The sequence below is a fragment of the Paenibacillus sp. Paensp38 genome, from assembly GCF_059491915.1.
This window is the reverse complement of the sequence record NZ_CP168516.1, coordinates 3,119,935-3,145,770: the sequence shown is the minus strand read 5'-3', so window position 1 is coordinate 3,145,770 and position 25,836 is coordinate 3,119,935. Positions and strand designations below refer to the sequence as shown.

Annotated in this window: 27 protein-coding genes; 22 read left to right on the top strand and 5 right to left on the bottom strand. The window is 46.3% G+C overall.

All coding sequences use genetic code 11. The features are described 5' to 3' along the window. Nucleotides 1–453 precede the first annotated feature (453 nt). The 12 genes from ACEN8J_RS13655 to ACEN8J_RS13600 all read left to right on the top strand — a co-directional run bounded on the left by ACEN8J_RS13655 (nt 454) and on the right by ACEN8J_RS13600 (nt 7,945). Nucleotides 454–1,590, top strand: coding sequence for a polysaccharide deacetylase family protein (locus ACEN8J_RS13655; protein WP_495593580.1), 1,137 nt, complete (start codon nt 454–456; stop codon nt 1,588–1,590). Nucleotides 1,591–1,800: 210 nt separating this feature from the next. After that, nucleotides 1,801–2,226, top strand: coding sequence for a phage holin family protein (locus tag ACEN8J_RS13650; RefSeq protein WP_029516680.1), 426 nt, complete (start codon nt 1,801–1,803; stop codon nt 2,224–2,226). An 80-nt stretch (nt 2,227–2,306) separates the two neighbouring features. Beyond that, a complete protein-coding gene (locus ACEN8J_RS13645; RefSeq protein ID WP_013309679.1) occupies nt 2,307–2,594 on the top strand; it encodes a Dabb family protein in 288 nt (95 codons plus the stop codon). A 23-nt stretch (nt 2,595–2,617) separates the two neighbouring features. Beyond that, the gene (locus ACEN8J_RS13640) at nt 2,618–3,058 is read left to right on the top strand and encodes a DUF86 domain-containing protein (RefSeq protein WP_069011066.1); all 441 of its coding nucleotides are present in this window, start codon (nt 2,618–2,620) and stop codon (nt 3,056–3,058) included. 8 nt (nt 3,059–3,066) lie between these two features. After that, nucleotides 3,067–3,714, top strand: coding sequence for a helix-turn-helix transcriptional regulator (locus tag ACEN8J_RS13635; protein WP_029516682.1), 648 nt, complete (start codon nt 3,067–3,069; stop codon nt 3,712–3,714). A gap of 96 nt (nt 3,715–3,810) precedes the next feature. Beyond that, nucleotides 3,811–4,134: a YtxH domain-containing protein gene (locus tag ACEN8J_RS13630; protein ID WP_495593578.1), complete on the top strand. Its 324-nt coding sequence runs from the start codon at nt 3,811–3,813 to the stop codon at nt 4,132–4,134. A 208-nt stretch (nt 4,135–4,342) separates the two neighbouring features. Continuing rightward, nucleotides 4,343–5,152 carry a glutamate racemase gene (gene racE, locus ACEN8J_RS13625; protein WP_069011068.1) on the top strand — a complete coding sequence of 270 codons (810 nt, stop codon included), beginning with the start codon at nt 4,343–4,345 and terminating at the stop codon, nt 5,150–5,152. 117 nt (nt 5,153–5,269) lie between these two features. Continuing rightward, a complete protein-coding gene (locus tag ACEN8J_RS13620) occupies nt 5,270–6,490 on the top strand; it encodes a M14 family zinc carboxypeptidase (protein WP_495593577.1) in 1,221 nt (406 codons plus the stop codon). A gap of 136 nt (nt 6,491–6,626) precedes the next feature. Then, complete coding sequence (locus ACEN8J_RS13615; protein ID WP_069011069.1) at nt 6,627–6,893, top strand: hypothetical protein; 267 nt, start codon at nt 6,627–6,629, stop codon at nt 6,891–6,893. A gap of 140 nt (nt 6,894–7,033) precedes the next feature. Next, entirely contained in the window at nt 7,034–7,336 is a 303-nt protein-coding gene (locus ACEN8J_RS13610) for an iron-sulfur cluster assembly accessory protein (RefSeq protein ID WP_013370462.1), read from the top strand. A 23-nt stretch (nt 7,337–7,359) separates the two neighbouring features. Further along, entirely contained in the window at nt 7,360–7,581 is a 222-nt protein-coding gene (locus tag ACEN8J_RS13605; protein ID WP_007429791.1) for a YuzB family protein, read from the top strand. Nucleotides 7,582–7,675: 94 nt separating this feature from the next. Further along, on the top strand, nt 7,676–7,945 hold the full coding sequence (locus ACEN8J_RS13600; protein ID WP_023987992.1) for a hypothetical protein: 270 nt from the start codon (nt 7,676–7,678) through the stop codon (nt 7,943–7,945). 199 nt (nt 7,946–8,144) lie between these two features. On the opposite strand, the gene ACEN8J_RS13595 is transcribed toward ACEN8J_RS13600, so the two are convergent. Then, nucleotides 8,145–10,127, bottom strand: coding sequence for an LTA synthase family protein (locus tag ACEN8J_RS13595; protein ID WP_029516686.1), 1,983 nt, complete (start codon nt 10,125–10,127; stop codon nt 8,145–8,147). 188 nt (nt 10,128–10,315) lie between these two features. Next, the gene (locus ACEN8J_RS13590; protein WP_023987994.1) at nt 10,316–11,476 is read right to left on the bottom strand and encodes a THUMP domain-containing class I SAM-dependent RNA methyltransferase; all 1,161 of its coding nucleotides are present in this window, start codon (nt 11,474–11,476) and stop codon (nt 10,316–10,318) included. Between the two features lie 157 nt (nt 11,477–11,633). Between ACEN8J_RS13590 and ACEN8J_RS13585 the strand changes: the two genes are divergently transcribed. Continuing rightward, on the top strand, nt 11,634–12,278 hold the full coding sequence (locus ACEN8J_RS13585; protein WP_340884995.1) for an O-methyltransferase: 645 nt from the start codon (nt 11,634–11,636) through the stop codon (nt 12,276–12,278). Nucleotides 12,279–12,390: 112 nt separating this feature from the next. On the opposite strand, the gene ACEN8J_RS13580 is transcribed toward ACEN8J_RS13585, so the two are convergent. After that, a complete protein-coding gene (locus ACEN8J_RS13580; protein WP_029516688.1) occupies nt 12,391–13,611 on the bottom strand; it encodes an MFS transporter in 1,221 nt (406 codons plus the stop codon). A gap of 235 nt (nt 13,612–13,846) precedes the next feature. On the opposite strand from ACEN8J_RS13580, the gene hemE reads away from it, so the two are divergent. The 9 genes from hemE (at nt 13,847) to ACEN8J_RS13535 (ending at nt 24,159) form a co-directional block, all read left to right on the top strand. Further along, on the top strand, nt 13,847–14,893 hold the full coding sequence (gene hemE / locus ACEN8J_RS13575; protein ID WP_029516689.1) for a uroporphyrinogen decarboxylase: 1,047 nt from the start codon (nt 13,847–13,849) through the stop codon (nt 14,891–14,893). A 31-nt stretch (nt 14,894–14,924) separates the two neighbouring features. Continuing rightward, nucleotides 14,925–15,866: a ferrochelatase gene (hemH, locus tag ACEN8J_RS13570; protein ID WP_029516690.1), complete on the top strand. Its 942-nt coding sequence runs from the start codon at nt 14,925–14,927 to the stop codon at nt 15,864–15,866. 7 nt (nt 15,867–15,873) lie between these two features. Then, on the top strand, nt 15,874–17,319 hold the full coding sequence (gene hemG, locus ACEN8J_RS13565; protein WP_029516691.1) for a protoporphyrinogen oxidase: 1,446 nt from the start codon (nt 15,874–15,876) through the stop codon (nt 17,317–17,319). 137 nt (nt 17,320–17,456) lie between these two features. Then, a complete protein-coding gene (locus tag ACEN8J_RS13560; protein ID WP_340884999.1) occupies nt 17,457–18,938 on the top strand; it encodes a CapA family protein in 1,482 nt (493 codons plus the stop codon). A gap of 81 nt (nt 18,939–19,019) precedes the next feature. After that, entirely contained in the window at nt 19,020–19,790 is a 771-nt protein-coding gene (locus tag ACEN8J_RS13555; protein WP_029516693.1) for a glycerophosphodiester phosphodiesterase, read from the top strand. Nucleotides 19,791–19,828: 38 nt separating this feature from the next. Then, nucleotides 19,829–20,452 carry a fumarylacetoacetate hydrolase family protein gene (locus tag ACEN8J_RS13550; RefSeq protein ID WP_029516694.1) on the top strand — a complete coding sequence of 208 codons (624 nt, stop codon included), beginning with the start codon at nt 19,829–19,831 and terminating at the stop codon, nt 20,450–20,452. Nucleotides 20,453–20,620: 168 nt separating this feature from the next. Beyond that, on the top strand, nt 20,621–21,427 hold the full coding sequence (locus tag ACEN8J_RS13545) for a DUF92 domain-containing protein (protein ID WP_069011076.1): 807 nt from the start codon (nt 20,621–20,623) through the stop codon (nt 21,425–21,427). Between the two features lie 82 nt (nt 21,428–21,509). Continuing rightward, nucleotides 21,510–22,088, top strand: coding sequence for a TetR/AcrR family transcriptional regulator (locus ACEN8J_RS13540; protein ID WP_029516696.1), 579 nt, complete (start codon nt 21,510–21,512; stop codon nt 22,086–22,088). A gap of 121 nt (nt 22,089–22,209) precedes the next feature. Continuing rightward, on the top strand, nt 22,210–24,159 hold the full coding sequence (locus tag ACEN8J_RS13535; RefSeq protein ID WP_318626739.1) for an ABC-F family ATP-binding cassette domain-containing protein: 1,950 nt from the start codon (nt 22,210–22,212) through the stop codon (nt 24,157–24,159). 151 nt (nt 24,160–24,310) lie between these two features. On the opposite strand, the gene ACEN8J_RS13530 is transcribed toward ACEN8J_RS13535, so the two are convergent. Together ACEN8J_RS13530 and ACEN8J_RS13525 are read right to left on the bottom strand one after the other, a co-directional pair. After that, the gene (locus ACEN8J_RS13530; protein WP_341039193.1) at nt 24,311–25,348 is read right to left on the bottom strand and encodes a M42 family metallopeptidase; all 1,038 of its coding nucleotides are present in this window, start codon (nt 25,346–25,348) and stop codon (nt 24,311–24,313) included. Nucleotides 25,349–25,361: 13 nt separating this feature from the next. Next, nucleotides 25,362–25,784 carry a LapA family protein gene (locus ACEN8J_RS13525; RefSeq protein WP_039269994.1) on the bottom strand — a complete coding sequence of 141 codons (423 nt, stop codon included), beginning with the start codon at nt 25,782–25,784 and terminating at the stop codon, nt 25,362–25,364. Between the last annotated feature and the right edge of the window lie 52 nt (nt 25,785–25,836).

Here is a 25,836-nt window from a genome sequence, read left to right as displayed (position 1 = left end):
CCTCAGGGTCTTTCTTTATATCTATCAATACCTAGTACCTTGTAAACGGGTTAAATGATACTCCTCTATGACATTCCATAGTTTATTAGATACCTAGAATATTTAGTCAGATACCAGAGTTCTATCCCCAAGTACCTTACCTTCATATTTCTTCAGGTAGTCTCTAGTTCTATCAAAATTTATTCACAACTTTGTAACTTATTTGGTAAGATGGATTGCGAGATTGTTTTCAAATTGTTTTACTATATTTACCTACTATAGTCTGGTAATCTATTAGTATATATAGGGGGAACGAAAAGACGTCCGGTTCAGTCGGTTTATATGCGTTTATGTTCTATATGTTGAGTGAATGTCTATATTGCCATGTCTATATCGTCATGTCTGTATAACTTCATAGACAAGCTAGAGATAGCTCCCGCACATTATAAAATACAGCACAGGATGGTGTAATGAATGAAGCTTTTAAAAGTAAAATGGATGGCTGTATGCTTGATGGCAATCTGTTGTTTGGGTTTGCTGGGTATACATACGAATACGGCGAGTGCACAAGCGAAGGCTCCTTTGCTGGGGGTCAATGATGTGTTACTAGATTCGAATACGATTAAACCTGTAATGGAAAATGATAAGTTGTATGTTCCTATCGTTACGTTAGGGCAAAAGATGGGGATTTCTACTTCGGCCAACGGAAATACATTGGTACTGACTGGACATAATCGCAGCTTTACGCTGGATTTGAACAAGGGGGATGTGTTCGAGCATGAAGGACGTACAATGGTGCCAATTCGCACTTTGACAGATGCGTTCGGCTTCACTATTACACTTCCAACAAGTAATCTGTATCGAATTCAGAACGCAAATGCTAGTTTGTCTGATGCTCAGTTCTTGAATACATTCGCGGCAAAAATTAAACAGTACGCGGCTGTTAAGCTAGGCAAAGCTAGCAATACAGGCAACAAGGGAACTGCCTCATCATCCAGCCGTACGATTTATTTGAGCTTCGATGATGGTCCTACAGCGCATACGTCGCAGCTGCTGGATATTTTGGACAAATATAATGCCAAGGCTACGTTCTTCATGCTGGGACCTGAAATTCGCCAACATAGCACAGTGATGAAGAGAATGGTAGACGCAGGGCATGGTTTGGGCTTGCATGGGATGACGCATCAGGTGAAGAAAATCTATGCATCTCCGGCAGCAGCATTGGCAGAGATGAATCAGGATAACGACATTTTATTTAAGGCCACAGGGAAACGCACTTCTTTGATTCGTACACCTTATGGCAGCAAACCGTATTTGAAGAAAGCATACCGCGATCAACTGACGGGTGCAGGCTATCATATTTGGGACTGGAACATCGATTCCAATGATTGGCGTTATACTAAAAATCCACAGCATTTTGTACAGACTGTCCTAAGTGATATAAAGAGATTGAAAAAGCAAGGCAGAACACCAGTCGTTCTTATGCATGATAAACCATCTACGATCAAGGTGCTTCCACAAATCATGGCTGCTTTGCAGAAAGAAGGCTATTCGTTCGAGCCGTTGAATGATAACATGACTCCGCTTAATTTTTGGAATGATCATCGTTAATTGAATAGCATGAAAGAAAAAAGACACCTTTTCAACCATTTATATAGTGGTTTGGAAGGTGTCTTTTTGTTGTATTTGCTCAAAAATGTGAAGTTTGCAGCATGGTTTATATGAATCTATGAATTCATGTCTATGCACAGGTCATACGACTTTACGGGTTACCACGTCGCTGCATATATTACAGTAACCGCCTCGAGAGGAGGAGCAGGTATGAATATTAATCCGAGTATGTTTAGTATGATTTGCGCTACCGCAGGAGCCTTTATTACGTTTGCATTTGGCGGCTGGAATCAGCTAATGGTGCTATTCACGGTTGCAATGGCTGTCGATTATGTGACTGGAGTCGCCGCAGCAATTAAGACTGGGCAAGGTTTAAGCAGTAAAGCCGGCTTTTGGGGGTTGGCGAGAAAGGCTTTAATGCTAATGGTAATTTCTTTGGCGCATCATGTGGACCTCCTGATGGGTACCGAAATCATGAAAGGGGCGGCAACGTATTTTTATTTATCCAATGAATTGATCTCTATTACGGAAAACTGTTCACGAATGGGTCTACCGCTCCCACCGAAGCTCAAGAATTTTTTTGCCCTATTAAAGGACAAGGAGTCTGATGGTAAAAATGGTGGAAAAGATCGCTAGAATTACAAAGTTTCTTTCCGTATGTGGGGCGTTATGATAAAATTTTCAAGAGAACATTTTAAGATAAGGAGCCTATACGCATGATTAAACATATTGTTTTGTTCAAATTGAAAGACCGCTCCCCCGAAAGCATTGAGCACACAGCATCCATTTTGCGCAGCATGAACGGCAAAATCAAAGAGCTGCTGTCACTCGAAGTAGGTACGGATGTGATTCGTTCGGAACGTTCTTATGATATTTCCCTTACCGCTGTTGTCGAAACACTGGAGGATTTGCAAACGTATCAGGTACACCCTGTGCACCAGGAAATTATTGTACACATGAATGAAGTGAAGGATGTATCTATCGCAGTTGATTATGAAATCTAAAGCGGTACTGGAGGTGCAGGACCTTGTATTATGTCAACCGGGAACAAATTGAGCTTCGACTAGGGGCTGTTCCCGACATTGTCGCCGGACTTCGCCAGACTTCTGCTTCCTGGAACGGCGATCTGTTGCAGGGGCTAGTGCAGGAGCGCTGTCTTCATCTGGCCATTGAGACGGTAACGGACGTAGGAAGCTATATCATCGACGGATTTATTATGCGTGACGCCAGTAGCTATGAGGATATTATCGGTATCATTCATGAGGAAGGTGTACTGGATGATACCGTATTTCATTCGCTAGTAGAGCTGGTAGGCTTACGTAAACCCTTAGTGCAGGAGTATTTCCATTGGGACCGGACAAGCCTTCACCCGCTTACAACAAAGCTGCCTGGGTTGCTGGAGCTTTTTGCATCTAACGTGCATGATTATTTAAATAAGGAATTGGGTCCCCAGCCCGAGGGAGTGTAAAGGCAAAAGTGACGGATAAGTATATCGTACCCGAAATGCCCACTAGGCGCATGATCATGACACTATTGAAAACCCAGGGACCTGTGGGCGTCGGAAGCTTGGCAGCTCAATTAGGCATTACCGAAATGGGAGTGCGTAGGCATCTCAAATTGATGGAGCAGGATGGCCTGATCGTGGCTACAATCGTGAGACAGGCTATGGGACGCCCGACGTTTTTGTACAGCCTGAGCGAGCAGGGAAGCGAGCAGTTTCCACGTAATTATGATCATTTGTTACTGGAACTGTTAGAGGAACTCGATGAAGAACAGGGAATGGAAGCTGTTTACTCGCTGTTTGATGGTAGAAAACGTAAAATGATGAAGCGATACGCCCCTCATATAGAGGGGGAGACTACACTGGCTTCACGTGTGGAAAAGCTTTCGGGCATCCAGAATGCTTCCGGATATATGGCAGAGTGGCGCGAGGAAGAGGATGGTAGCTACTCTATTGTGGAATACAATTGTCCTATCTCTCAAATTGCAGGCCGTTACCGCAAGGCTTGTGAATGCGAGCAGCAAATGTTTGAGGAGCTACTTGATGCCGAGGTTGTTCGTGAGGATTGTTTGGCAGATGGGGGCCGTTGTTGCCTGTATCGTATCCGCTCTAAAAAAAAGTGAAACTTTTCAGGCTTGTTTTCTGTGTCATGACAAGCTCCCCATGCTTATAATGCACTAACAGATGGGCATTCGCCCGGGCACAAGGGAGAGATGATGATGAAGGAGAACTGCAAAAGTTTTATCCGAGGCGCGTTGGCAGGCAGCATTGTTGGTTCGGTTGCTGCTTTATTATTTGCCCCTAAGTCAGGTCGTGAGCTGCGTCAGAATATTACAGATCAGGCGCGCAACGTAAGTGATAAGGGACAGGAGCTAGTGGGGAAAATTTCAGACACTTCAATTGAGTATACTGACAAAATTAAGGAGACAGCCTCAGCCGTCATTCATGAAATTGGGCAATGGCGTAAAAAGAGTGAAATGATTCCTGAGGTTAGTATTTCATCAGCGACTGCTCAAGAAGATACGGAAAAAGATGCGCTGTAACGGTCTGTAAAAAATAGGTGAAACACTGAATACAGTTTGAATTCGTGGCTTCTCCCGTTGGGATGGAGCCTTTTTATTGATCACTTCCTCGTTTTAGGGTAATCTTTTGGGGTACCTTTTACACTGATACGACATAAGGTATGTAGCAACGGATAGCTTTCCGAGATGAAATAACTCATATTTGAACAAAAAAGGAAGCGGTGTGTACGTGCAGCAAGCGATTGCAATATTGGATTCCGGTGTAGGAGGTTTGACGGTTGTTAAAGAAGTCATGCGTCAGCTTCCACGGGAAAAAATCATTTATTTTGGAGACACTGCGCGCACTCCGTATGGCCCCCGACCATCGGAAGAGGTTAAAAAATTTACAGAGCAAATGGTTGACTTTCTGATTCAATTTGATCCGAAAGTCATTATTATTGCTTGTAACACGGCTACTGCCGCGGCATTGGACTATATAAGCCAAAAGGTATCCATTCCGGTGATCGGAGTTATTCACCCCGGGGCTCGTGCTGCGATTAGCGCGACTGCTACCGGGCATGTCGGGGTGATTGGGACTGTCGGTACGATTCGAAGCGGAGCGTATACAGCTGCGCTCAAGCAATTGTCTCCTTATGTAGACGTGGTGAGCCATGCTTGTCCTGCGCTTGTTCCATTGGTGGAACAAGGATTATTCCGCTCCAAGACGACATCGCAGGTTGTGGAGGAGACATTGAGGCCTATTCAAACGTATCCGATTGATTGTTTGATTCTTGGTTGTACGCATTATCCTTTTTTGAAGGAAACGATTCAAGAAGTCATGGGGCCTGCAGTTAAGCTCATTAGCTCGGCAGATGAAACGGCGCGTGAGACGAGTACCATTTTGTATAACAAAGACAAGTTGGAAGCTGGGGACGAAACGCCGGTACATCAGCTTTTTTGTTCCGGCGATCCTGAATTGTTCCAGCGCATTGCCGCACAGTGGCTCGGGGAGCAAATTCGCCAAACGCCTGTCGTCTGGCAAGTCACCAATTTGGATTAACGAGACAGCCGACTTTTTGTCCTTGGACAAAAGAAGTCGGCTGTTTTGCTTTTCGCTACATCAAGACACGCCGCGTTTGCATAACATGCAGTAAGGCAGATGGAAGGGGCGTAGAAGATGAGGGAATATATCGTTCAAAAAGGAGATACATTGCACCGGGTCGCCTCGGCTTTTAAACTATCGGCGGATACTTTGATCGTAGATAATCCGTGGGCCGCCACGCAACCCTATCTGATTAGTGGTCAAGTGTTATATATTCGTCCGTCTACGGATCGTAAATACGTTATTCAGCCTGGTGAGTATGCAAGACAGATTGCCAAGCAGTTTGGTGTGGAGCTTAATGAGTTACGGCTAGCCAACCCCGGACTTGCGGAGCATGATTTTATGGAAGGAAAAACTATTGTTATTCCTGAAGACCATCAGGATCAGATTGTACGATTACGTGGAGAGTATGGATATGAAGATTTAAAGGAAGACCTAGCGGCCTTAGCCCGCAGATATCCGTTTATTGAAGTTGGCAGCATTGGAACCAGTGTCATGGGGAAGGATATTCCTTATGTACGTATTGGGCAGGGAACGCGTAAAATTCACGCCAATGCTTCAGTTCATGCTAATGAATGGCTGACGACGCCTTGTTTGCTGCGTTTTATAGAGCAATATGCACAAGGGATCGGTGGGACTGAAGAACATGTAGTGGCCACTCAATGGGTGTATGGAGGTTCTCCGCGGGATTTGCTGGAGCATACATCCTTATGGGTGGTTCCGATGGTCAACCCGGATGGGGTAGAGCTGGTGCAACAAGGTATACTCCCAACTCATCCGTTGTATCATGACCTCAAAAAGTGGAATGAAGGACGTGCTGATTATCGCGGTTGGAAGGCCAATATTCGTGGTGTCGACCTCAACGATCAATTTCCGGCATATTGGGAAGAAGAGGTGCGCAGACGCGGTAAAACAGGTCCGTCTCGACGAGACTATGCAGGGCCTGCACCTTTGTCTGAACCCGAGTCTAAGGCGCTTGCCGATCTAACGGAGCGCGAACAGTTCGACATGGTGTTATCCATACACAGTCAGGGACAGGAGATCTATTGGAATTATCGGGATCTAGAGCCTAAGGAGAGCCGAGATTGGGCCTTACGGCTAGCTGCCGCAACAGGTTACCGGGCGGTAAAGCTGGGTGGGAGCGATGCAGGGTACAAGGATTGGTTTATACAGCGATTTGGTAAACCGGGGTTTACCGTTGAAGTCGGTCTAGGCGTAAATCCGCTGCCCATGCGTGATTACGATGATATTGCAGCAGAAGTGGGCATGTTAATGGCAACAGTGCTGTCATGGTAAAAAATTCGGCCTACTGAAACGTATCGAATCATTTGCACGTATTAGGAGGAACACGTTTTTTATAAGTGTTCCTCTTTACATGTCCCTTCAATGGGGTATATATACTTAGGAGCATTGGAAATGGAGTGAACAACCTATGAAGTGGAAAAGATTACTAACTCTCCGTCAATGGTCACATGTATTTCGTCGTATGCCCCGATTGATTACTTCATCAAGGATTCCGCTGGGAGAAAAATTACTCTTTGCGGTGCCTGTGTTGCTCTATTGGGTATTACCTGATGTCATGCCATTTATGCCCATCGACGATATTGGTGTTACGCTATTGCTTATGAATTGGTTTGTCACCCGTGCCGAACGAAAATATCCAGATGTGCTTGAAAAGCAACATGTACGTGTTCGGTAGATAAGCTTATGAATTTCGTGATTGCGATTTTTCGCGATTTTCTTTACAATGGGAATATTGCCTTTTGCTATGCTAAACATAATTGTGATTTATCCAATAAACCACATTTCATTTAATGAATATGAAGGAGATGAAGTTTGATGAACTGCAAAATTACTCGTAACGCAGCTAAAGTATTGAAACTTGAACTGGATAAGGAAGAGAACCAAGGGAAGAGCCTGCGCGTTGTTATTACTCATGCTCATGGAGATCATGCTCATTACGGGCTGGATTTGGACACGCCTAAAGAAACAGATACTGTCGTATCTACAGATAAAGGCATTGACGTAATTTTGGAAAGCGGCCAGCCGCTGCTGGATGGTGTGAAAATTGATTACTTGTACTTCCCCGAAGAAGGATTTGTCATTACTAACCCTTCCCAAGGTAATCACGGCGACCACTAAGCCGGAGCTCGGAGGGATGACAGATGGCCAACGATATTCGCGTATGTGATGAATGCAATCATATTCGCTTGAAAACAATCTTGCCCAAGTTGCAAAAGATGGCACCAGATGCCGAGATCAAAATCGGCTGCAAATCGTATTGCGGTCCTTGTGGGAAACGGGCGTTTGTGTATGTGAACGGACGTTATGTGAGTGCGGCTACGGAGGATGAAGTATTGGAGAAGGCTGCGCGCTTTATCAAATAGTTCCAGTACGCAGCATTCGCAATTTTTGAATAGTTCCCCTTCTTCTGATCCATGCTAATGGATGTAGACCACTGCCCAGAAGGAGGAGTGACTCATGGCCCAATATGATTCCAATCTCGACAATCACAGTGTTGAGGCTCAAACACAAAACTCGGTGGACAGGCTCCACAATGCCGTCTCTCAGGCATTGTCACATCCAGCTGAGCAACTGATTGAACAGGCGGAGCAGTCTCGCACTCATGCTGAACATGCCATACAGCAGGCGAAGGATAGCCTTGGTGACGACTCAGTAGAAGTTGCGGAGGATATGCTTGGTGAAGAGGTACAACGGCTTGAACAGGCCAAAAAAACGTTGCGTTCCTAAGCATTTGTGACTGGTAACAACGAGCGCAGTCGAGTGACAATCCATAAAAAAGCACGATCCACAGCACTTACAAGCCGATGGATCGTGCTTTTTTGTTATATACAGAGTAGTTATGCGGCGACATCGTTAAAGGGGTTTGGGAAGATGCTATATCAGCAACCTCCCACATAAAGTCTATTAGATACAGATACAGAAGGAGTTACTTCTTTGTTTGTGGTTCCCATTCGCGAATAAGATCGTATGTGATAACCTGATCGGATATGTTCAACCGATTGAGAGCTTCGGTATATCCCGGTCCGCAGGCGTTTACGTCTGTAGGCTGGCCTGTACTCAGGTTGTAACAGGTCCCTTTGGAGAATGTACCGTCCTCAGATGGAATGTAGTACACTCGTCCATCCGTGAAAGCACCAGTACGTAGCACAACCATACGAGGCTTCCCGCTAAACAGATCGTTTCCCATAAAATGATATGGTTTTGTAGAAATCCCAAGCAGGTGCATTACGGAAGGAGTCAGATCCAACTGACCTGCCGGTTCTGTATACGTGCCCGCCTGACTTCCGTCAGGAAGATGCACAAGCAATGGCACCTGATTCATGATTTTCTGCATGTCCAGATCCGTAAGTGGCTTGCCTAAAAATTTCTCATACAGTGCTTTGTCTTTAATAGAATTATCATGATCCCCATAAAACATCAGGATCGTATCATCCCACAGTCCGTCTTTCTTCATCTGATCTACCAATTCGCCTAGTGCTTCATCTACATAATGGACAGATTTTAGATAGTCTCCGAACATGGTACCTTCAAACTCGCCAACGTCTAAATCTACCGCGTCAGGTGACAGGTTGTACGGATGATGGCTCGAGATACCGACCATATAGGCATAGAACGGCTGCTTAACTTCGGTAGTGAGATCATTGAGCGTTTGACGGAAAAAGGATTTGTCTCCCAGGGACCAGCCCAATGGCTCATCAATTTTAAAATCTTTTTTACTGTAGAACTTGTCATAGTTCATTGCCTTATACATAGTGTAGCGGTTCCAGAAGCTGCTGTCATACACGTGAAACGCATTGGGACTATATCCAGTATCCTTCAAAATGGAAGGTAGCGTATCGAATTTATGGTCCGCATAACGGATAAATACGGAGCCTGTAGGGAGCGGATGCAGCGAAGCATGTGTAGAGAAGTCCGCGTCCGAAGTACGGCCCTGCGCAGTCTGGTGAAAATAATTGTTGAAATACATGCTTTCCTTCGTCAGTTTGTCAAAGTTAGGCGTAATCGCTTGACCGTTGATCTGTTTGCCGATAAAAAAGTTCATGAACGCTTCAGCTTGAATGACCATCACGTTTTTGCCCTTATACTTGCCAGATAGATCATTTTTTACCTGAAGCAACTTTTGGTGCTGATTAAACCATTCCTTATCCTTATCGGATTCCGCTTGAGCCAATGTAGGCTGAGGACCAAGGTGATCCTGACCATAGCGGTAGATGTCATATCCATGAAATCCGATCAACCCTGTTACATTGTACAAGGCCATCGACCACCAGTTGCCGACAAATATGCCAGTTGCCCACGTGGAGGTATAATATTTGATCGGCCCAAATGTTAATACATAGCCAATCAGGAAGGCCAATGCTCCTTTAGAGAAGCGAAGCAGGAACCTCTTTGTGTAGGAGCTTCGGGATGCTTTTAAATAAGTATCATTCGTGGTAAATCGACGTCGTAAGGAAGCCACAAATATGACATACGGAATGAATAGAATCCAGTCTGCAAAAAAGAGAATGTCCCCCCAGTACATAAGGGATGCGATACTTCCGCCTAGAGAATCAACTTGTCCAGCTTGAAGTAAGACGGGAATCGTAATGAAATCCTGGAAATACCGATAATAAACCATGTCGGAATAAATGAGCGCGGTGAGCAACATATCGAGCACCACAAGAGCAATCAAACGTCCGCGACGTGGCAGCCATAAGGTCCAGAAGCTCACAAGTAAAAGCGAACCAATAGCGATGACATAATCCAGCGGATTCATGTCAATATTTTGGGCATGCAAGTTATAGTGAATCAGTACGAGCTTGCCGATCATAAGCACAAAAAACAGACCTAGTCCAAAATATCGAGACAGCAGCATTCTGCTGAACGTGTTACCAGTGCGACTTGCACTGGACGTGCGAATAACCAACACTTTACCCCCTCTGGCAGAAATGTTCGGCTAGTATAAATTACATATTAACGTAATGTTAAAACCGAAATGCCTTTAATTATTATAGCGCTCATCTCGCGCATTTCAATGATTAAGTAAAGAAAATACAGCACAAATCAGGCCAGAACAACGAACGGAGAGTTCGTTTCCTGGCCTAGGCTTCATCTTATTTAAGGCTGCAACGGCGAAGTATCTTTGCGGCGCGGAGGCAGAGGGCCTAGATACTGATAGTATTGGCATTCGATCCGGCCGTTAAACAACTTCCGGCGCTTGTCTGCTTTACGGCCCCAATAATGCTCAAATTGCTTGGTGGAGCTGATGGCAAAGAAGGACCAGGTCTTCATTTCGGCTGCCGTGCGTGCGAGTGAACGGATCAGCTTTTCCACCTCGGATTGTTCGCTCAGTCTCTCGCCATAAGGTGGGTTTGTAATCATCACACCATATTGTCCTTCGAGTCTGACTTTAGTTACAGGCATCACCTTAAGAGGGATGTCTTTAGCAAAGCCTGCTGCTTTTACAGCTGCCTCAGCAACTTGTATGGCATTTGGATCGATATCGCTACCTGCAATTTCAAAAGGAATGTCATCGCGGGTCAAATCCATCGCCTCGTCGCGAGCCTGATCCCATAATTCTCTGCCAATGACAGGCCAGTCTTCCGAGTTAAAGGTACGTCTCAGTCCTGGCGCAATATTCCAGGCTTGCATGGCAGCTTCGACCAATAAAGTACCGGAACCGCAGCATGGGTCATAGAAGGGGCGGTCCGGGCTCCAGCGACTAAGCTGAATAAGAGCAGAAGCCATCGTTTCTTTGAGGGGCGCCTCTGTAACGAGCTTACGGTAGCCGCGTTTGTGCAGTCCTGGACCGGTTGTATCAAGCGTCAGCAACGCACGATCATTCAATAGAATGACCTCAATGACGTAACGAGGGCCATCTTCAGCAAACCAATCTGTGTGGTAGGTTTCCTTGAGCTTCTCTACAATCGCCTTCTTGACGATTCCTTGACTGGCTGGTACGCTACTAAGCTGTGATTTGTGCGAACGTCCCTCTACGGGGAATTCACCATCTACAGGAATCCAATCCTGCCAGGGTAATGCTTTGGTACCCTCGAACAGCTCATCGAAGGTTGTTGCAGCAAATTCACCCATTTTAATAAGTACGCGGTCTGATGTGCGAAGCCACAGGTTACACCGGCATATATCCATATAATCTCCGGTAAAAACGACGCGGCCGTTTTCGACGGTTAGATCTTCGTACCCGAGTTCTCTGAGTTCTCGGGCCACGACGGCCTCAAGTCCCATTGGCGCAGTCGCAATTAGTTGCAGTTGAGTCATTAAACGTATTCACTCCGTCCCCATAATCATGTAAGCTTGGTTCAATCCCTATAGTATAGGTCATTGTACTCGAAGAGACAAATCATTAAGGTAAAAAATTTACGAAGGACACCACGTCCTACCTGCGTTATGATTAAGTAATAAGGAGAGATGAACCGTGGAAATTACACCCAATATGACGCCTGAACAATATGTAGACCAGCTGGTACAAGAGGATGAAGCACTTCGCAGTATTAGGGAGGCTATCGTTAAAGAAGGTATGCCGGAAGTATCCGTTGCCCATCCTTATGGAAAACTGTTGACCTTTCTAATTGAAGTATCTGGCGCACAGCATGTACTGGAAATCGGCGTATTAGGCGGCTACAGTGGATTATGTCTGGCCCGTGGGCTGGGAGAAAAGGGCCGTATTGTGTCACTGGAGCTGAAAGAAGCGTACGCAGCGCTGGCACATCGACATATGGAAAACAATGGATACGGTGACCGTGTCGAATATCGTATTGGACCCGCAGCGGACAGCTTGAAAGAACTTCAGGAAGAGGGAAGAACTTTCGATTTTTTCTTCATTGATGCAGATAAGGAAAATTACCCAGTATATCTGGAATATGCGATTGCTCTGGCGAATCCAGGTGCCATTATTGCGGGAGACAACTGTTTCCTTCGCGGACGGACGCTGAATACGGATAAGAACGGCCCTGCCGTTCAGGCCGTGAGACGTTTTAACGAAACGATAGCAACAGATCCGCGGCTGGTCAGCACGCTTTTGCCAGCTTACGATGGATTGGCGCTAGCTCGAGTTAAATAGCGTTCATTCCCCATGTATAGCTATCTATACAAAAAAGAACCTCCTTGTCCACTATAGCGTGGGCAAGGAGGTTCTTGTCTGTTAAGGTGGGCTTGTCTTACCTGAAGGTTTCTTACCTGAAATCAGGCGTAGCCTTACGATCAAAAAGCTTCATGCGTACCCAGAATATGTTGACGATTAACAGGACACCTGACATGATAAACAGTCCTTCGATGCCGATAAACCCGGATAGCACCCCGCCAATGACAGCACCCAGCATATTCCCAAGCGCGAGCGAGCTGGTATTGAAGCCGAAAGAACGACTTTCCATTCCTTCCGGTGTATACGTGCGAATCAGCGCATTTACGCTTGGTAGCAGACCGCCCATAAATACACCCATGAAAAAACGGATAATGACAAGTTGCCACACTTCATTGACAAAAGCCTGCGGAATGAGCATAACCGCCGTTCCGAGCAGTGCAATGGTCAAGATCTTGTGCGCTCCTATCTTGTCACTCAATCTTCCAAGGAGCGGTGCAGCAATCATATTGGATACGCCTGTTATAGCTGTAACGAACCCGGCAATCAGCGCAATTCCTTCTGCCGACCCATACAGTTTTTGCACATATAACGGCAGCAGAGATACCGTACTGATCATGGCAAATTGGAGCAGAAACGTTACGGTGAACAAAGCCGGAAGCTGGGGCGTATGGCTTAGCTCCTTTAATCCGGCAAGAACCGAAATTTGCGGTGTGCGTGCGGCTTCCGCTTTACTGAAATTTTCTTTAACCAGAAACATTGCAATGAGTGAGGCTATAAAAATCAGAGCGCCTGTAATATAAAAAATCGGTCTGAATCCGACCCAATCAGCCAAAAATCCGCCTAGCAGAGGACCGAGAATCGTGCCGGCCATCTGACCGGATTGCATAATCCCCATAGCGAATCCGGTTCGCTCTTTGGGAGTGGTGCCCGATACTAGGGAAATCGATGCCGGATTGAAACCCGAAATCGTACCGTTCAGCAGGCGAAGCGCCAGCAGTTGCCACGGATGGGTGACCAAACCCATACATCCGATGACCAAAGCCATACCAAAGCCTGAGCGAAGCAGCATGACTTTACGTCCATATCGGTCAGCCAGCTTGCCCCACAAAGGCTGGAACATAAATGAGGTCAAAAAGTTAGCGGCAAAAATAACTCCAGCCCATAGACCAATATCGTGCTCTCCCTTCACATGAAGGTCCTGAGCCAGATACAGAGCGAGGAACGGAGTAATCATCGTAATACCCGCATTGACCAGAAACTGACCGAACCAAAGCACAATGAGATTGATTTTCCACGTCTCCCACGTTTTCAATGTGCTTTCACTTCCTTTCTGCCCATTCTCATCCTGTTGTAAATCCTACGTATCAACGCATAACTTCTCCGGAGCTTTAAAAAAAGCCATTTCTCTAGTATAGCACACTTCATTGAAACTTTATCCAAATGTCATGGGTTTGTCATGGTTTGTTCGAGAGCTACGGTTGTTACGACTCTTGAAAAAGGGCATAATTAAAATATAGTATTTATGATTCGAACTGGAGGCTGAAGTCATGACCTACAATGATACTTTTATCCGCGCTTGCCGCAAGCAAGCTGTGGATCATATTCCCGTATGGTACATGCGGCAGGCCGGAAGGTATGACCCTGAGTATCGCAAAATTAAAGAAAAATACACGTTGCTTGAGATATGCCGCCAGCCCGAGTTGGCCGCAGAAGTGACTTTAATGCCCGTGCGCAAGCTCGGGGTGGACGCTGCAATTTTATATTCTGATATTATGAATCCGGTGGCCTCGCTAGGGGTTGATTTTGATATTGTCAAAAATATTGGACCGGTTATTGATAATCCGATCCGGTCAGCTGCAGACGTAGACAAGTTGCGTCCAATTGATGTGGAACGCGATTTGGGTCATATTTTGGAAACGATCCGCATTTTGGACCGTGAACTGAACGTGCCATTGATTACGTTCGCTGGAGCGCCTTTTACCATTGCAAGCTATTTAATAGAAGGAAGACCCTCCAAAGGATATATTCGCACCAAAGCGATGATGTATGGAGAGCCTGAGTTGTGGCATCGCCTGATGGATAAGCTAGGGGACATGGTTATTACATACGTGCGAGCTCATATCGCTAATGGCGGTAAGGCTTTTCAATTGTTTGATAGTTGGGTAGGTGCGCTCTCGCCCTATGATTTTCAAACTTTTGTGCTGCCGACTATCACACGTATTTTTCATGAATTATCTGATCTGGATGTACCTAAAATTTATTTTCCGGGCGTAAGCTCTGGTGAATTGCTCCCACACTTGAATGGGTTAAAAGCCGATGTGATTGGACTGGACTGGCGGGTAAGTATACCTGAAGGACGTCGTCGCTTGGGCAACGGTTTTGGTGTACAGGGAAATCTGGATCCTTATGTGCTTACTGCGCCAATCGATGTTATCAAGCAGTATGCGAAAACCATTGTAGATGAAGGTATCTTGGAGCCGGGTTACATTTTCAATCTCGGTCACGGTTTATTTCCTGAAGCCTCGCTAGATAAGCTAAGAGAGCTTACTGATTATGTACATGAGTATTCCCACTCGATTTTGTCAAAGAATTAAACCATTAGAAATGTTAAGAGGTGATCTGCTAATGAAAACCAAAGTGGGTGTACTGGTTATGTCCTACGGGACGCCAGAAAGTCTGGATCAGGTGGAAGCCTACTATACACATATCCGTCGCGGTAATGCTCCCTCGCCGGAGCAGCTAAAGGAATTAAAGGATCGTTATGAAGCTATTGTGGGCGGTGTGTTTCCGCTGCGTCAGAATACGGATCGGCAGGTTCAAAACCTGCAGGAAACCCTAAATCGGGAAAATCGCAACCCGGACATTGAATTTGCCTGTTATCAGGGACTCAAACATGCGAAACCGTTTATTGAGGACGGTGTGGAAGCCATGGTGCAAGATGGCATTCGTGCTGCGGTGGGTGTCGTGCTGGCTCCGCATTATTCCGTTATGAGTGTAGGCACTTATATTAAGCGCGCACAGGCTAAGGCACAGGAACTGGATCTGGCCATATCATTTGTGGAGAGCTATTATCTTCATCCAAAGTTGATTAAGACGCTAACTGAGCGTGTGAACGCCAAGCTGGCGCTTTTTGAAGAAGCTGGAGCCAAGCGGGATGAGGTTCGTGTTCTATTTAGTGCGCACAGCTTGCCTGAGCGGATTTTGGCTATGGGTGATCCTTATGTAGAGCAATTAATGGCTACTTCGCAGGCTGTTGCGGACAAGGCGGGGATTACCAACTGGCAGTTTACGTGGCAAAGCGCCGGTCGTACAGCAGAACCATGGCTGGGGCCAGACATTTTGGATACCATGCACAGTCTTAAAGAGGAGCAAGTGGAGTATGTGCTGGCTGCACCAGTTGGCTTTGTTTCTGATCACTTAGAGGTGTTATACGATCTGGATATTGAAGCACAGGCTTTGGCGAAGGAATTGGATATGCGTTTTCAGCGTATTGATTCACTCAACAGTGATCCACTGTATATGGAGACGCTTAGTGATGTCATCATAGACCAATGGAAAAAGGGATGAGGACATAATGGAGCAAAGGTTACGTAATATTGTAATTGTAGGCGGAGGCTTGACCGGGCTTAGCACTGCTTTTTATACACGAAAAATGTACAAAGAAGCTGGCTACACACCTCGAATTACGCTGGTGGAGAAAGCATCCGTGCTGGGCGGAAAAATTGAAACACTGCATAAAGATGGTTTTGTGATTGAAAAGGGGCCAGATTCCTTTCTGGCCCGTAAAACGGCCATGATAGACCTGGCAAAAGAGCTGGAGTTGGATCATGAACTGGTGAGCACGAATCCTGAGGCTAAAAAGACATACATTTTGCATGAAGGACAGCTTCATCCGATGCCCCCTGGACTGGTGCTGGGGATTCCAACGGAGCTGAAACCCTTTTTGCGCAGCGGCTTGATCTCTTTAGGCGGGAAAATGCGGGCTATGATGGATTTTGTCATTCCGCCTCGCCGTGTACCGGGAGATGAGGCGTTGGGTGATTTTATTGAACGCCGACTTGGCAAAGAAGTGCTAGAAAATGTAACCGAACCACTACTGGCAGGGATTTATGCTGCCAACATGAAGACACTAAGTTTGCAAGCGACCTTCCCACAATTTGCTGAGGTAGAGAAGCAATACGGAAGTCTCATTCACGGAATGATGACAGGTCGAAAACCAGCTGAAACACATACGGGTACGAAAAAAAGCGCCTTTTTGACCTTCCGTCAAGGCTTGCAAAGTTTGGTGCATGCGTTACTGAATGATTTGTATGACTGTGATTTACGCACCGGTATTGCTGTTACAAAATTCACAAAGACACCGCCAAGTGAAGGCAGCCCATATCGCGTTATGCTGGACAATGGAGAGATGCTGGAGGCGGATGATATTTTTGTAACGACTCCCAACTTTGCTGCTGCGCCGCTATTGCGAGATCATGTCAATGTGGCTGCACTGGAAGCTGTTAATTACGTCTCCGTAGCAAACGTGGTCCTAGCCTTCGATAAAACAGATATTGAGAACGTCTTTGACGGTTCTGGTTTTCTGGTTCCTCGTAAAGAAGGACGCAGCGTGACCGCTTGTACATGGACGTCTGCCAAGTGGCTTCATACCAGCCCAGATGATAAGGTGCTGTTGCGCTGTTATGTAGGGCGAGCAGGAGCTGAAGACACTGTAGAGTTACCGGATGATGAGTTGATTGGACTGGTACGTAAGGATCTGAAAGAGATGATGGGAGTTACAGCGACTCCGTTGTTCACGGAAATTACACGTCTTCGCAATTCCATGCCGCAATATCCGGTAGGGCACCCGCAGGCTATAGCTGATTTGCGTGAAGAGTTACGCACTGAGATGCCGGGAGTGTATGTGTTGGGCGCTGGCTATGATGCAATTGGCTTACCGGATTGCATCCGTCAGGCTAAGGAATGGGCCTCCAATGCCGTCCAAACGACACAACAGGAAGCAGTCAAGGTACAGGTGTAAATGTTCGATAATGAACCCTTCGCGATCCAGGCGAGGGGTTCTATTTATATTGAAATTTGATATATAATGGAGAAGGTGTAAAGTTCGCCAGCTAATAAAGAAGTTATGCAAATGCAATAGCATAGAAGGAGTGAAGAATGTACCCTCCCAGATCACAGCGAAATGAAGGTCGCAAAAAAGCAAGAAAACCAAAAATAGGCAAGGCTTGGATCATTACAAATCTGGTCCTACTGCTTATGATTGTAGGTCTTTTCGGTTATTATTACATATTTGAACACGACAACAGTGGCTCTCTTGCGGAAAATGCCGGGTATTCGCAAACGGAGAAGAAAATCCAAACAGGATCTGCTAGTGCAGATCGGTCTACTTCCTCGGTCAGTGAAAATGTTACAGCCTTGTCAAATAAACAGCTGGATGAAGGCCCCCATGCAGAAAATAAATTTGTCGACGATGAAACAAAGCAATCTGCTGCTTCAGACACAAGCAATCGTCCCGCGACAACGTCTGACACAAATGCTCCCGAAGGCAGTTCCACAGGAGCAAAATTGTCCTCGGGGAAAGACGGGCAAGCACAGAACGATACGTCCAATAAGGATATATACGACGGTAATCCATCCACCGATAAGGGAGGAACGGAGGATATAAAGAAATCCAAAACAGACGGTGCAGACTCTCCGACAGTCACGCTTCACTTTGTAGGGGATGTGCAGTTTTCCGGTAAAGTTGAGCAGCGTTTGGAGCAGAATGGGTTTGATTTTCCGTATCAATATCTCGGAAACTTGTTTCATAAAGACGATTTGACGATTGCCAATCTGGAAACGCCCGTGACAACGAATGGTGTGGGTGCGTTAAATAAAACGTATGTGTATAAATCTTCGCCCAAAGCGTTAACTGCGTTGGCTGCGGCAGGGATAGACGCTGTCAATTTGGCCAACAATCACATTTTGGATCAGGGCACAGGCGGATTACTGGATACACTGAAATACCTGGATGAAAAGGGTATAGCCCATGCTGGAGCCGGACGTAATGCAAAAGAAGCATATGCACCGCATTATTTTGAACGTAAAGGGATCAAAATTGCCTTGTTGGGGACTACACGTGTTATGCCTGAAGCCAACTGGAATGCGGGCGCCAAACAGCCCGGTGTAGCAGGAGCCTATGATTCGACCGCTATCGTAAAGTCTATCCGTGAGGCACGAATGCAGGCCGATCTGGTGATTGTCATTACCCATTGGGGGAAGGAGCGCGCAACTGCACTTGAGCCCCATCAAACCGAGTTATCGCACGCTTTTATTGATGCTGGAGCTGATCTTGTCATTGGCGGTCATCCACATGTGCTTCAAGGGATGGAGCAATATAAAGGTAAATGGATTGCATACAGCACAGGCAATTTTATTTTTTCTAAATCAACGGTGCCAGCCACTTGGGATACAGCGATATTTCAGGCAACATGTACCCGTAAAGGGGCTTGCGAGATGAAGCTGACTCCTTATCGGGCGGAGCTGGGTCAGCCGATCCCATTGAAGGATACGGAGGCCAGCAAAATTTTGCAGAGAGTGGCGGCACTGTCACCGGGAAATGTCTCGATTGGGACGGATGGTACAGTAAGTGCTCAATAGAATTTCGAAAGAAATTGTTAATATAGGAATTGACGGAATGAGCGTATGAGGGACTCCTTTGTGGATGGAGGTCATAACAAGATGAATAATTTGTGTGTGGCTCACCGCGGTTTTTCGGGGATTGCTCCTGAGAACACGATGGCAGCCTTTCAGCTTGCGTTGGAGCAACCATTTGTACACTGGATTGAGCTGGATGTACAGCTGTCAAAGGACGGTGTTCCGGTGGTAATTCATGATTTTACACTGGAGCGAACGACGAATGGTACAGGGAGAGTAAAGGATTCGGACTGGAAAGCATTGCAACAACTTGATGCTGGTAGCTGGAAAAGTGCAGAATACCGTGGAGAAATAATCCCCTCCCTCGCACAGGTGCTGGATTTATGTCGTGGCCGCGTATCGCTCAATATTGAGCTTAAAACAGCGGGAGATATGTATCCAGGACTGGAGAAAGCCGTACTCCGTGAAATTGCGATGAGAGGGATGGAGGGAGAGGTGGTATTAACCTCTTTTGAGCGTGCTGCATTACGCCGGGCTAAGGAGCTGTGTCCTGAGATCCGTACCGGATTGATTATTGACGCGCGTCCAGATGACTTGGCAAAGCAACTGGAACAGCTACAATGCACTTTTTTATCTATAGGCTATCCGCGTTTGGATCGAAACTTGATGAAAGATCTCACTGGACGCGGTATTACTGTCATGGCGTGGACGGTGGATGACCGCCGTATAATGCGGAAATTGGCCTCATTGCATCCTGAATTGATGATTTGCACCAATTGGCCGGATCGCTGGGAACGGGTTTTTTTGCTTTCCAAGCATCGGATGTGGCACTATATACGTAAACTTATACGTTAATAATTGGACTACATACGCGGGAAGGGTGAAGGGTCGTAATGAACGTGGAAATTCGTAATGTTTATTGTGTTGGGCGCAATTATAAACTGCATGCGGAGGAGCTGGGTAATGAGGTTCCCGCAGAACCAATGATTTTTTTGAAGCCGTCTCATGCGGTTGTGCCGCTGGATGGCGCCACGCTGGAGCTTCCGCAGGGGCAGGGAGATATTCATTTTGAGACTGAGCTGGTTGTAGCTGTAGGACGTAAATACGAACCGGGCATGTCCGCAGATACGTGTCTGAACGCATTTGCATTCGGCATCGATTTTACCCTGCGTGATGTACAAAGTGTTCTCAAGAAAAAAGGCCATCCATGGACCGCCGCCAAAGGCTTTAAATCGTCTGCTCCCGTGACACCATTCCTGCCTTTAGAACAATTGGACATGCTGGAGCTGCAGGATTTTTCCTTGCTCAAAAATGGACAGGAAGTGCAGCGTGGACATGTCAAAAATATGATTTTTTCTATCCAGCACATCGTTGAATATATAGCTACTCATTATGGACTGGGCGAGGGAGATATTATTTTTACAGGTACTCCAGCAGGAGTAGGGCCTACAGCAAGCGGGGATCGCTTTGAGCTTTTCTGGGGGAGTGAGCGTCAGGGAAGCTTCACCATCGCATAAATTTGTGAACGGAATCCACAGAAGAGGATTAAAAAAGGGAATGTTTTGAAGGCCGTGTCCTGTGCCAAAGCATGGGACACGGCTTTTATATAAGCGTGGAGCGTTGTACAATAATATACAGAACGAATAAAGAAAAACGGAGATTCATTTCAAAAGCGGGGGTATATCATGGACTGGATCATCGGATTGCTTTGTGCTGCTGTGGTGGCGGGAGCTGCATTTTATAAAAAATCCTTAACCTTATCTGGCTTTGCTGCGGCTGTACTGATGGGAACCGTATATTATGGGGCGGGTAACCTGTTCTGGTTCGGCACATTGCTCTTGTTCTTTATCACGTCAACCCTCCTGTCGAGGTTCAAAAAGGAGCGCAAGGCTGAGCTGGAAAAGTCGTATGCCAAAACCGGCAACCGGGATGCAGGCCAAGTATGGGCTAATGGGGGATTAGGTATGCTGTTATGCCTGGGTTATGCGATATGGCCCCATGTTACGTGGCAGCTGGCTTTTGTCGGTGTCATGGCTACGGTCACTTCCGATACGTGGGCAACGGAATTTGGCAGTCTGAGTCGTAAGCCACCCCGTTCAGTGCTTAACGGGAAGGTGCTGGCACCTGGAACCTCAGGAGGAGTATCTGTATTGGGAACGGCTGCGGCCTTGGCTGGGGGTCTACTGATTGGCATAGGTGCATGGGGCTTTGGACACGCCATAGGAACGCAGAGTTTGCCGTTATGGCTGTGGGCACTGGTTGGAGGTATATCCGGTAGTGCTGGAGCCTTTGCTGATTCCTATCTTGGTGCTACGGTGCAAATGATGCGTTCCTGCACGGTTTGTGGACGGGAAGTAGAAGTAGACTCACATTGTGGACAAACGACGGTCTATGTACGAGGCTGGCGTTGGATGAGTAATGATCGGGTGAATAGCATTAGTTCTATTTTCGGAGGATTGGTCGCTCTTGCAGGTATTTTTCTTATACTCTGAACACGGAGCTGGGGATCGTTACAAGGGAATAATTATTATAAGAATTGACGGTGTTTCGATCCTTGTATAAGGAGGTGCTAAGATGGGCGATATACACGGAGATAAATATGAAGCCATTTTGGACGCCGCTTACACAGTCTTTGGCACCAAAGGCTTTTATGAAAGCAAAATTTCCGAGATTGCAGAACAAGCGGGAGTTGCCAAAGGCACAGTATACTTGTACTTTAAAAGCAAAGAGCAGCTATTTACAGCAGTCACACGTAGAGATTGCGAGCAATACCTAGCCGAAATGCAAGGCGCATTAATCAATCGTACTTTGGGAGAAGGTCTGCTGCGGATGGCAAATTTGCATCTGCACTACTATTTCAAGCGCAAGCAGCATACGAAATTATTTTTTATGACCCCCAACAGTGACCCCGATCTAATGGAGTTTATGCGGGGATTTATTCAGGACTATACTGATTTGGTCAAAAATAAACTGGCGTCAGAGGGTGTACAGCAGTCCGAGTTTCATGCGAAGGCATTCATTGGGATGTTGGAGCGCCTAAAAATGGATATTTTATTAAATAAAGATTTCCGAGAATGTGACGTGGATCAGACGGCTGAACTAGCAGCGAACTTATTTATGCATGGCTGTAAAGCCGGAATACAAAAATCCTGACATCTTATTGCTAAGAAACCGTACTGAATTCATTCAGATAACGGTTTTTTTAATCATTGGCTGTGTCTGTGTTAAAATAAACAGGATGCATCACAAAATTGGGGAAGAGTAGGGAATCCGTATGAATATTATGACCGTTGAACATATAACGAAAAGCTATGGCGAGAAAATGTTGTTTGAGGATGCTTCCTTTGGTATGGATGAACGTGACAAAATAGGAGTCGTTGGTGTAAATGGCACCGGTAAATCAACATTTTTACGCGTGATTTCCGGCTTAGAGCCGCCGGATGATGGCAATATTGCAGTGAACAACGATGTGCGAATTCAGTATCTAGCACAAAATCCGGAGTTTGATCCTGAAATGAAGGTACTCCAGCATATTTTTCATGGCAGTCAGCCTGAGATGAAAGCGGTCCGTGAATACACAGAAACCATGGAGTTGTTGGAATTAAACCCGGGTAGCGAGGAGCTTCAAAAACGTCTATTGCGAGCAAGTCAGCAAATGGATACGTTCCAGGCATGGCAGCTGGAGAGTGAGGCCAAAAATATACTTACCCGACTGGGGATCACCCAGTTTGAGTCTCGTATGGGCGTTCTATCCGGTGGGCAACGTAAGCGGGTGGCTTTGGCGGCGGCTTTGATCCAACCCTGCGAGCTGCTCATTCTGGACGAGCCCACAAACCATATTGATAATGAGTCCGTTGAATGGTTGGAGCAGTATTTGCAAAAAAGACGTGGTGCGTTGTTAATGATCACGCATGATCGCTATTTTCTGGATAGAGTTGCAAATGTCATGCTGGAGCTCGATCATGGTCGCCTTTTCCGTTATGAGGCTAACTATACCCGTTTTCTGGAGCTGAAGGCAGAACGCGAGGAGCGGGAAGCGTCTACGGAACAAAAAAGGAAGAACCTGCTGCGTAATGAGCTGGCTTGGATCCGCCGTGGAGCAAAGGCTCGTTCCACCAAGCAGAAAGCGCGTATTGACCGATATGAGCAGCTTAGGGATCAGCAACCGGAAGCTCGTTCTGGATCTGTAGATATGTCCGTCGCCTCCACACGTCTGGGTAAAAAAATATTGGAGATCGAGCATCTTTCCAAATCGGTAGATTCTCGTAAGCTAATACAGGATTTGAGCTACATTGCGGTTCCTGGTGATCGTGTTGGTATCCTAGGTCCTAACGGTAGTGGGAAATCCACTTTGCTCCAAATGATTGCCCAGCATATAGAACCGGACTCCGGCAACGTTGTGCTGGGACCGACGGTGAAGCTTGGCTATTTTACTCAGGAACATCAGGAAATGAACGAATCTTTACGTGTTATTGAATATATTAAGGAAGAAGCCGAAGTGATTCGTACAGCAGACGGTTCGACGATTACAGCTGCACAAATGCTGGAGCGTTTCCTGTTCGCACCAAGCGCGCAATGGACGGTTATTTCCAGGCTGTCCGGGGGTGAAAAACGGCGCTTGTATCTGCTTCGTGTTCTGATGTCGGCACCGAATGTGCTATTGCTGGATGAACCAACAAATGATCTGGATATTCAAACCCTTTCCGTTTTGGAAGACTATCTGGATGAATTCCCGGGCGTGGTGTTTATTGTTTCTCATGATCGCTATTTCCTGGATCGAACAGTGGACAAAATACTGGCGTTTGAAGGGGATGGACAGGTACGTGTACATGTGGGCGACTATAGCGAGTATGCAGAATGGATTAGTAAAAATGCTCAATCTTCTGTGAATACGTCTGTCTCGACGAGTACGGATTCCTCGAATCGCTCTTCCACGCCTAAGTCTGCGGGTCCTTCCGAGTCAGTCAAGGAGACAAGTAAAACCAAGCTTAAATTCACCTTTAAGGAACAGCGGGAATATGAGCAAATTGATGAGCTGATTGAACAAGCCGAACAGAAGTTGGCCGACATTCAGCGGCAGATGGAAGAGTCTTTTAGTGATTCAGCACGACTACAGGAGCTCATGGCTGAGCAAGCGAAGGCAGAACAGCATTTGGAGCACCAAATGGAACGCTGGACCTACCTTAATGAGCTGGCCGAGCAGATTGAACAAAGTAAATCTTAAGCAATGATAAAGCCACATTAATAGCATTCTGCCAGAGCTATTTCTTCATGTTGCTCAGACTAAAAAAGCAAGTATCCGAAAAACCGGAAGACTTGCTTTTTTATTTACTGATCTATTCGACGATGTAACAGGCTGATTGTCGTTATTCGAATTAAACTGTCACATAAGCTGCAAGCAGATGGGCAGTGTTCACCACGGCCTGCTTGTGCGTGCGCTCCATAGCATGGGAGGCGTGTACGCCAGGGCCGATCAACGCAGCACGGATGTTATTACCTGCTCGTAGTGCAGCCGAAGCGTCCGAACCGTAGTGTGGATAAATATCTACCGCATGCGGAATATTCAGCTCTTTGGCCAGCTTAATTAGACGGGTTGTCATAGTATAGTCGTAAGGCCCGGAGGAATCTTTGGCACAGATAGAAACATCCGTTTCCTTGCAGCTCAGATCTTCACCCATGCAGCCCATATCGACAGCTATCATCTCACTGATTCCTTCAGGTATGTAAGCCGCTCCGTGCCCCACTTCCTCGTAGTTAGAAATGAGCAATTTAACGGTATGTCGAGGCTTCCAGTTTCCATGTACAGCAGATTCCAGTAAACCAAACAGCGCAGCTACACTAGCTTTATCATCCAGATGCCGTGACTTGATAAATCCACTTGGTGTTACGACTGGACGCGCATCGAACGAAATAAAATCGCCCACTGCAATACCGAGCTGAAGCACGTCTTCTTTTGACTCGACAAGCTCGTCAATCCGTACCTCCATATGGCTCTCCTTGCGCTCAAAGCTCCGTGCATCATCATAGACGTGCACAGATGGATGGCTGGACAGAATAGTGCCTGTATACGTTTGTCCGCTTCTGGTATGAATAAGGCAGTATTCATTCTCAATACTGTTCATCATGAAGCCGCCGACGGATGTCAGACGTAGGGTGCCTTGTGCTGTAATGGAACGCACCATTGCGCCCAATGTATCCACATGTGCGCTCAGCGCCACCGTATGGTCCGTTTCCTGACCTTCCAGAGTCAAGATGGCACCGCCTTTTGCATTCCATTCGATTTGTACCCCGAGGCTTTCCGCTTCTTGACGAATCAGCTCCATCACATGGTGTGTATATCCACTGGGACTGGGTGTGTTCAGTAGCTGATTTAAAAAGTTCATCATATAATTCTCATTTAATTGAATCGTCATTTGTTGCTCCTCCTCATTTGGACAACCGATCAGAGTTAGAGGACGGTTGCTCTATATCTTGGTCGGATGTAGACCCTGTGCTGGAAGAACCAGTCGTGTCATAGGTCACATCCGCGTTTGCTTCTACCGTGGATGTGTGCTCTTCTTGTAGTGTATGAAGCTGAGTCGTCAGACGTTTAATCTCCCTCTGAAGCCTATATTGGCGGAAAATACCGAAAGAACCGACAATAAGTCCACCTAGAAGAGTGCAACCGAGAATAAGCAGAATCAAAGGAATGCTGACCATACTGAATAGAAGGTTCACTTGAACCGAATTCACATTAATAACAGCAAATACAGCTGTTAACAAAGCAATAACAAGAGCTGCGATCAAAGACCATTGTGTTTTCAAAATGCCACCTCCTCCCGTTACATTATAAAATCCCTTGCCCGCCATGGACAAGGGATTTATCCGTGCATCATTTCAATGCTGGATTTTAAGTGCGCAC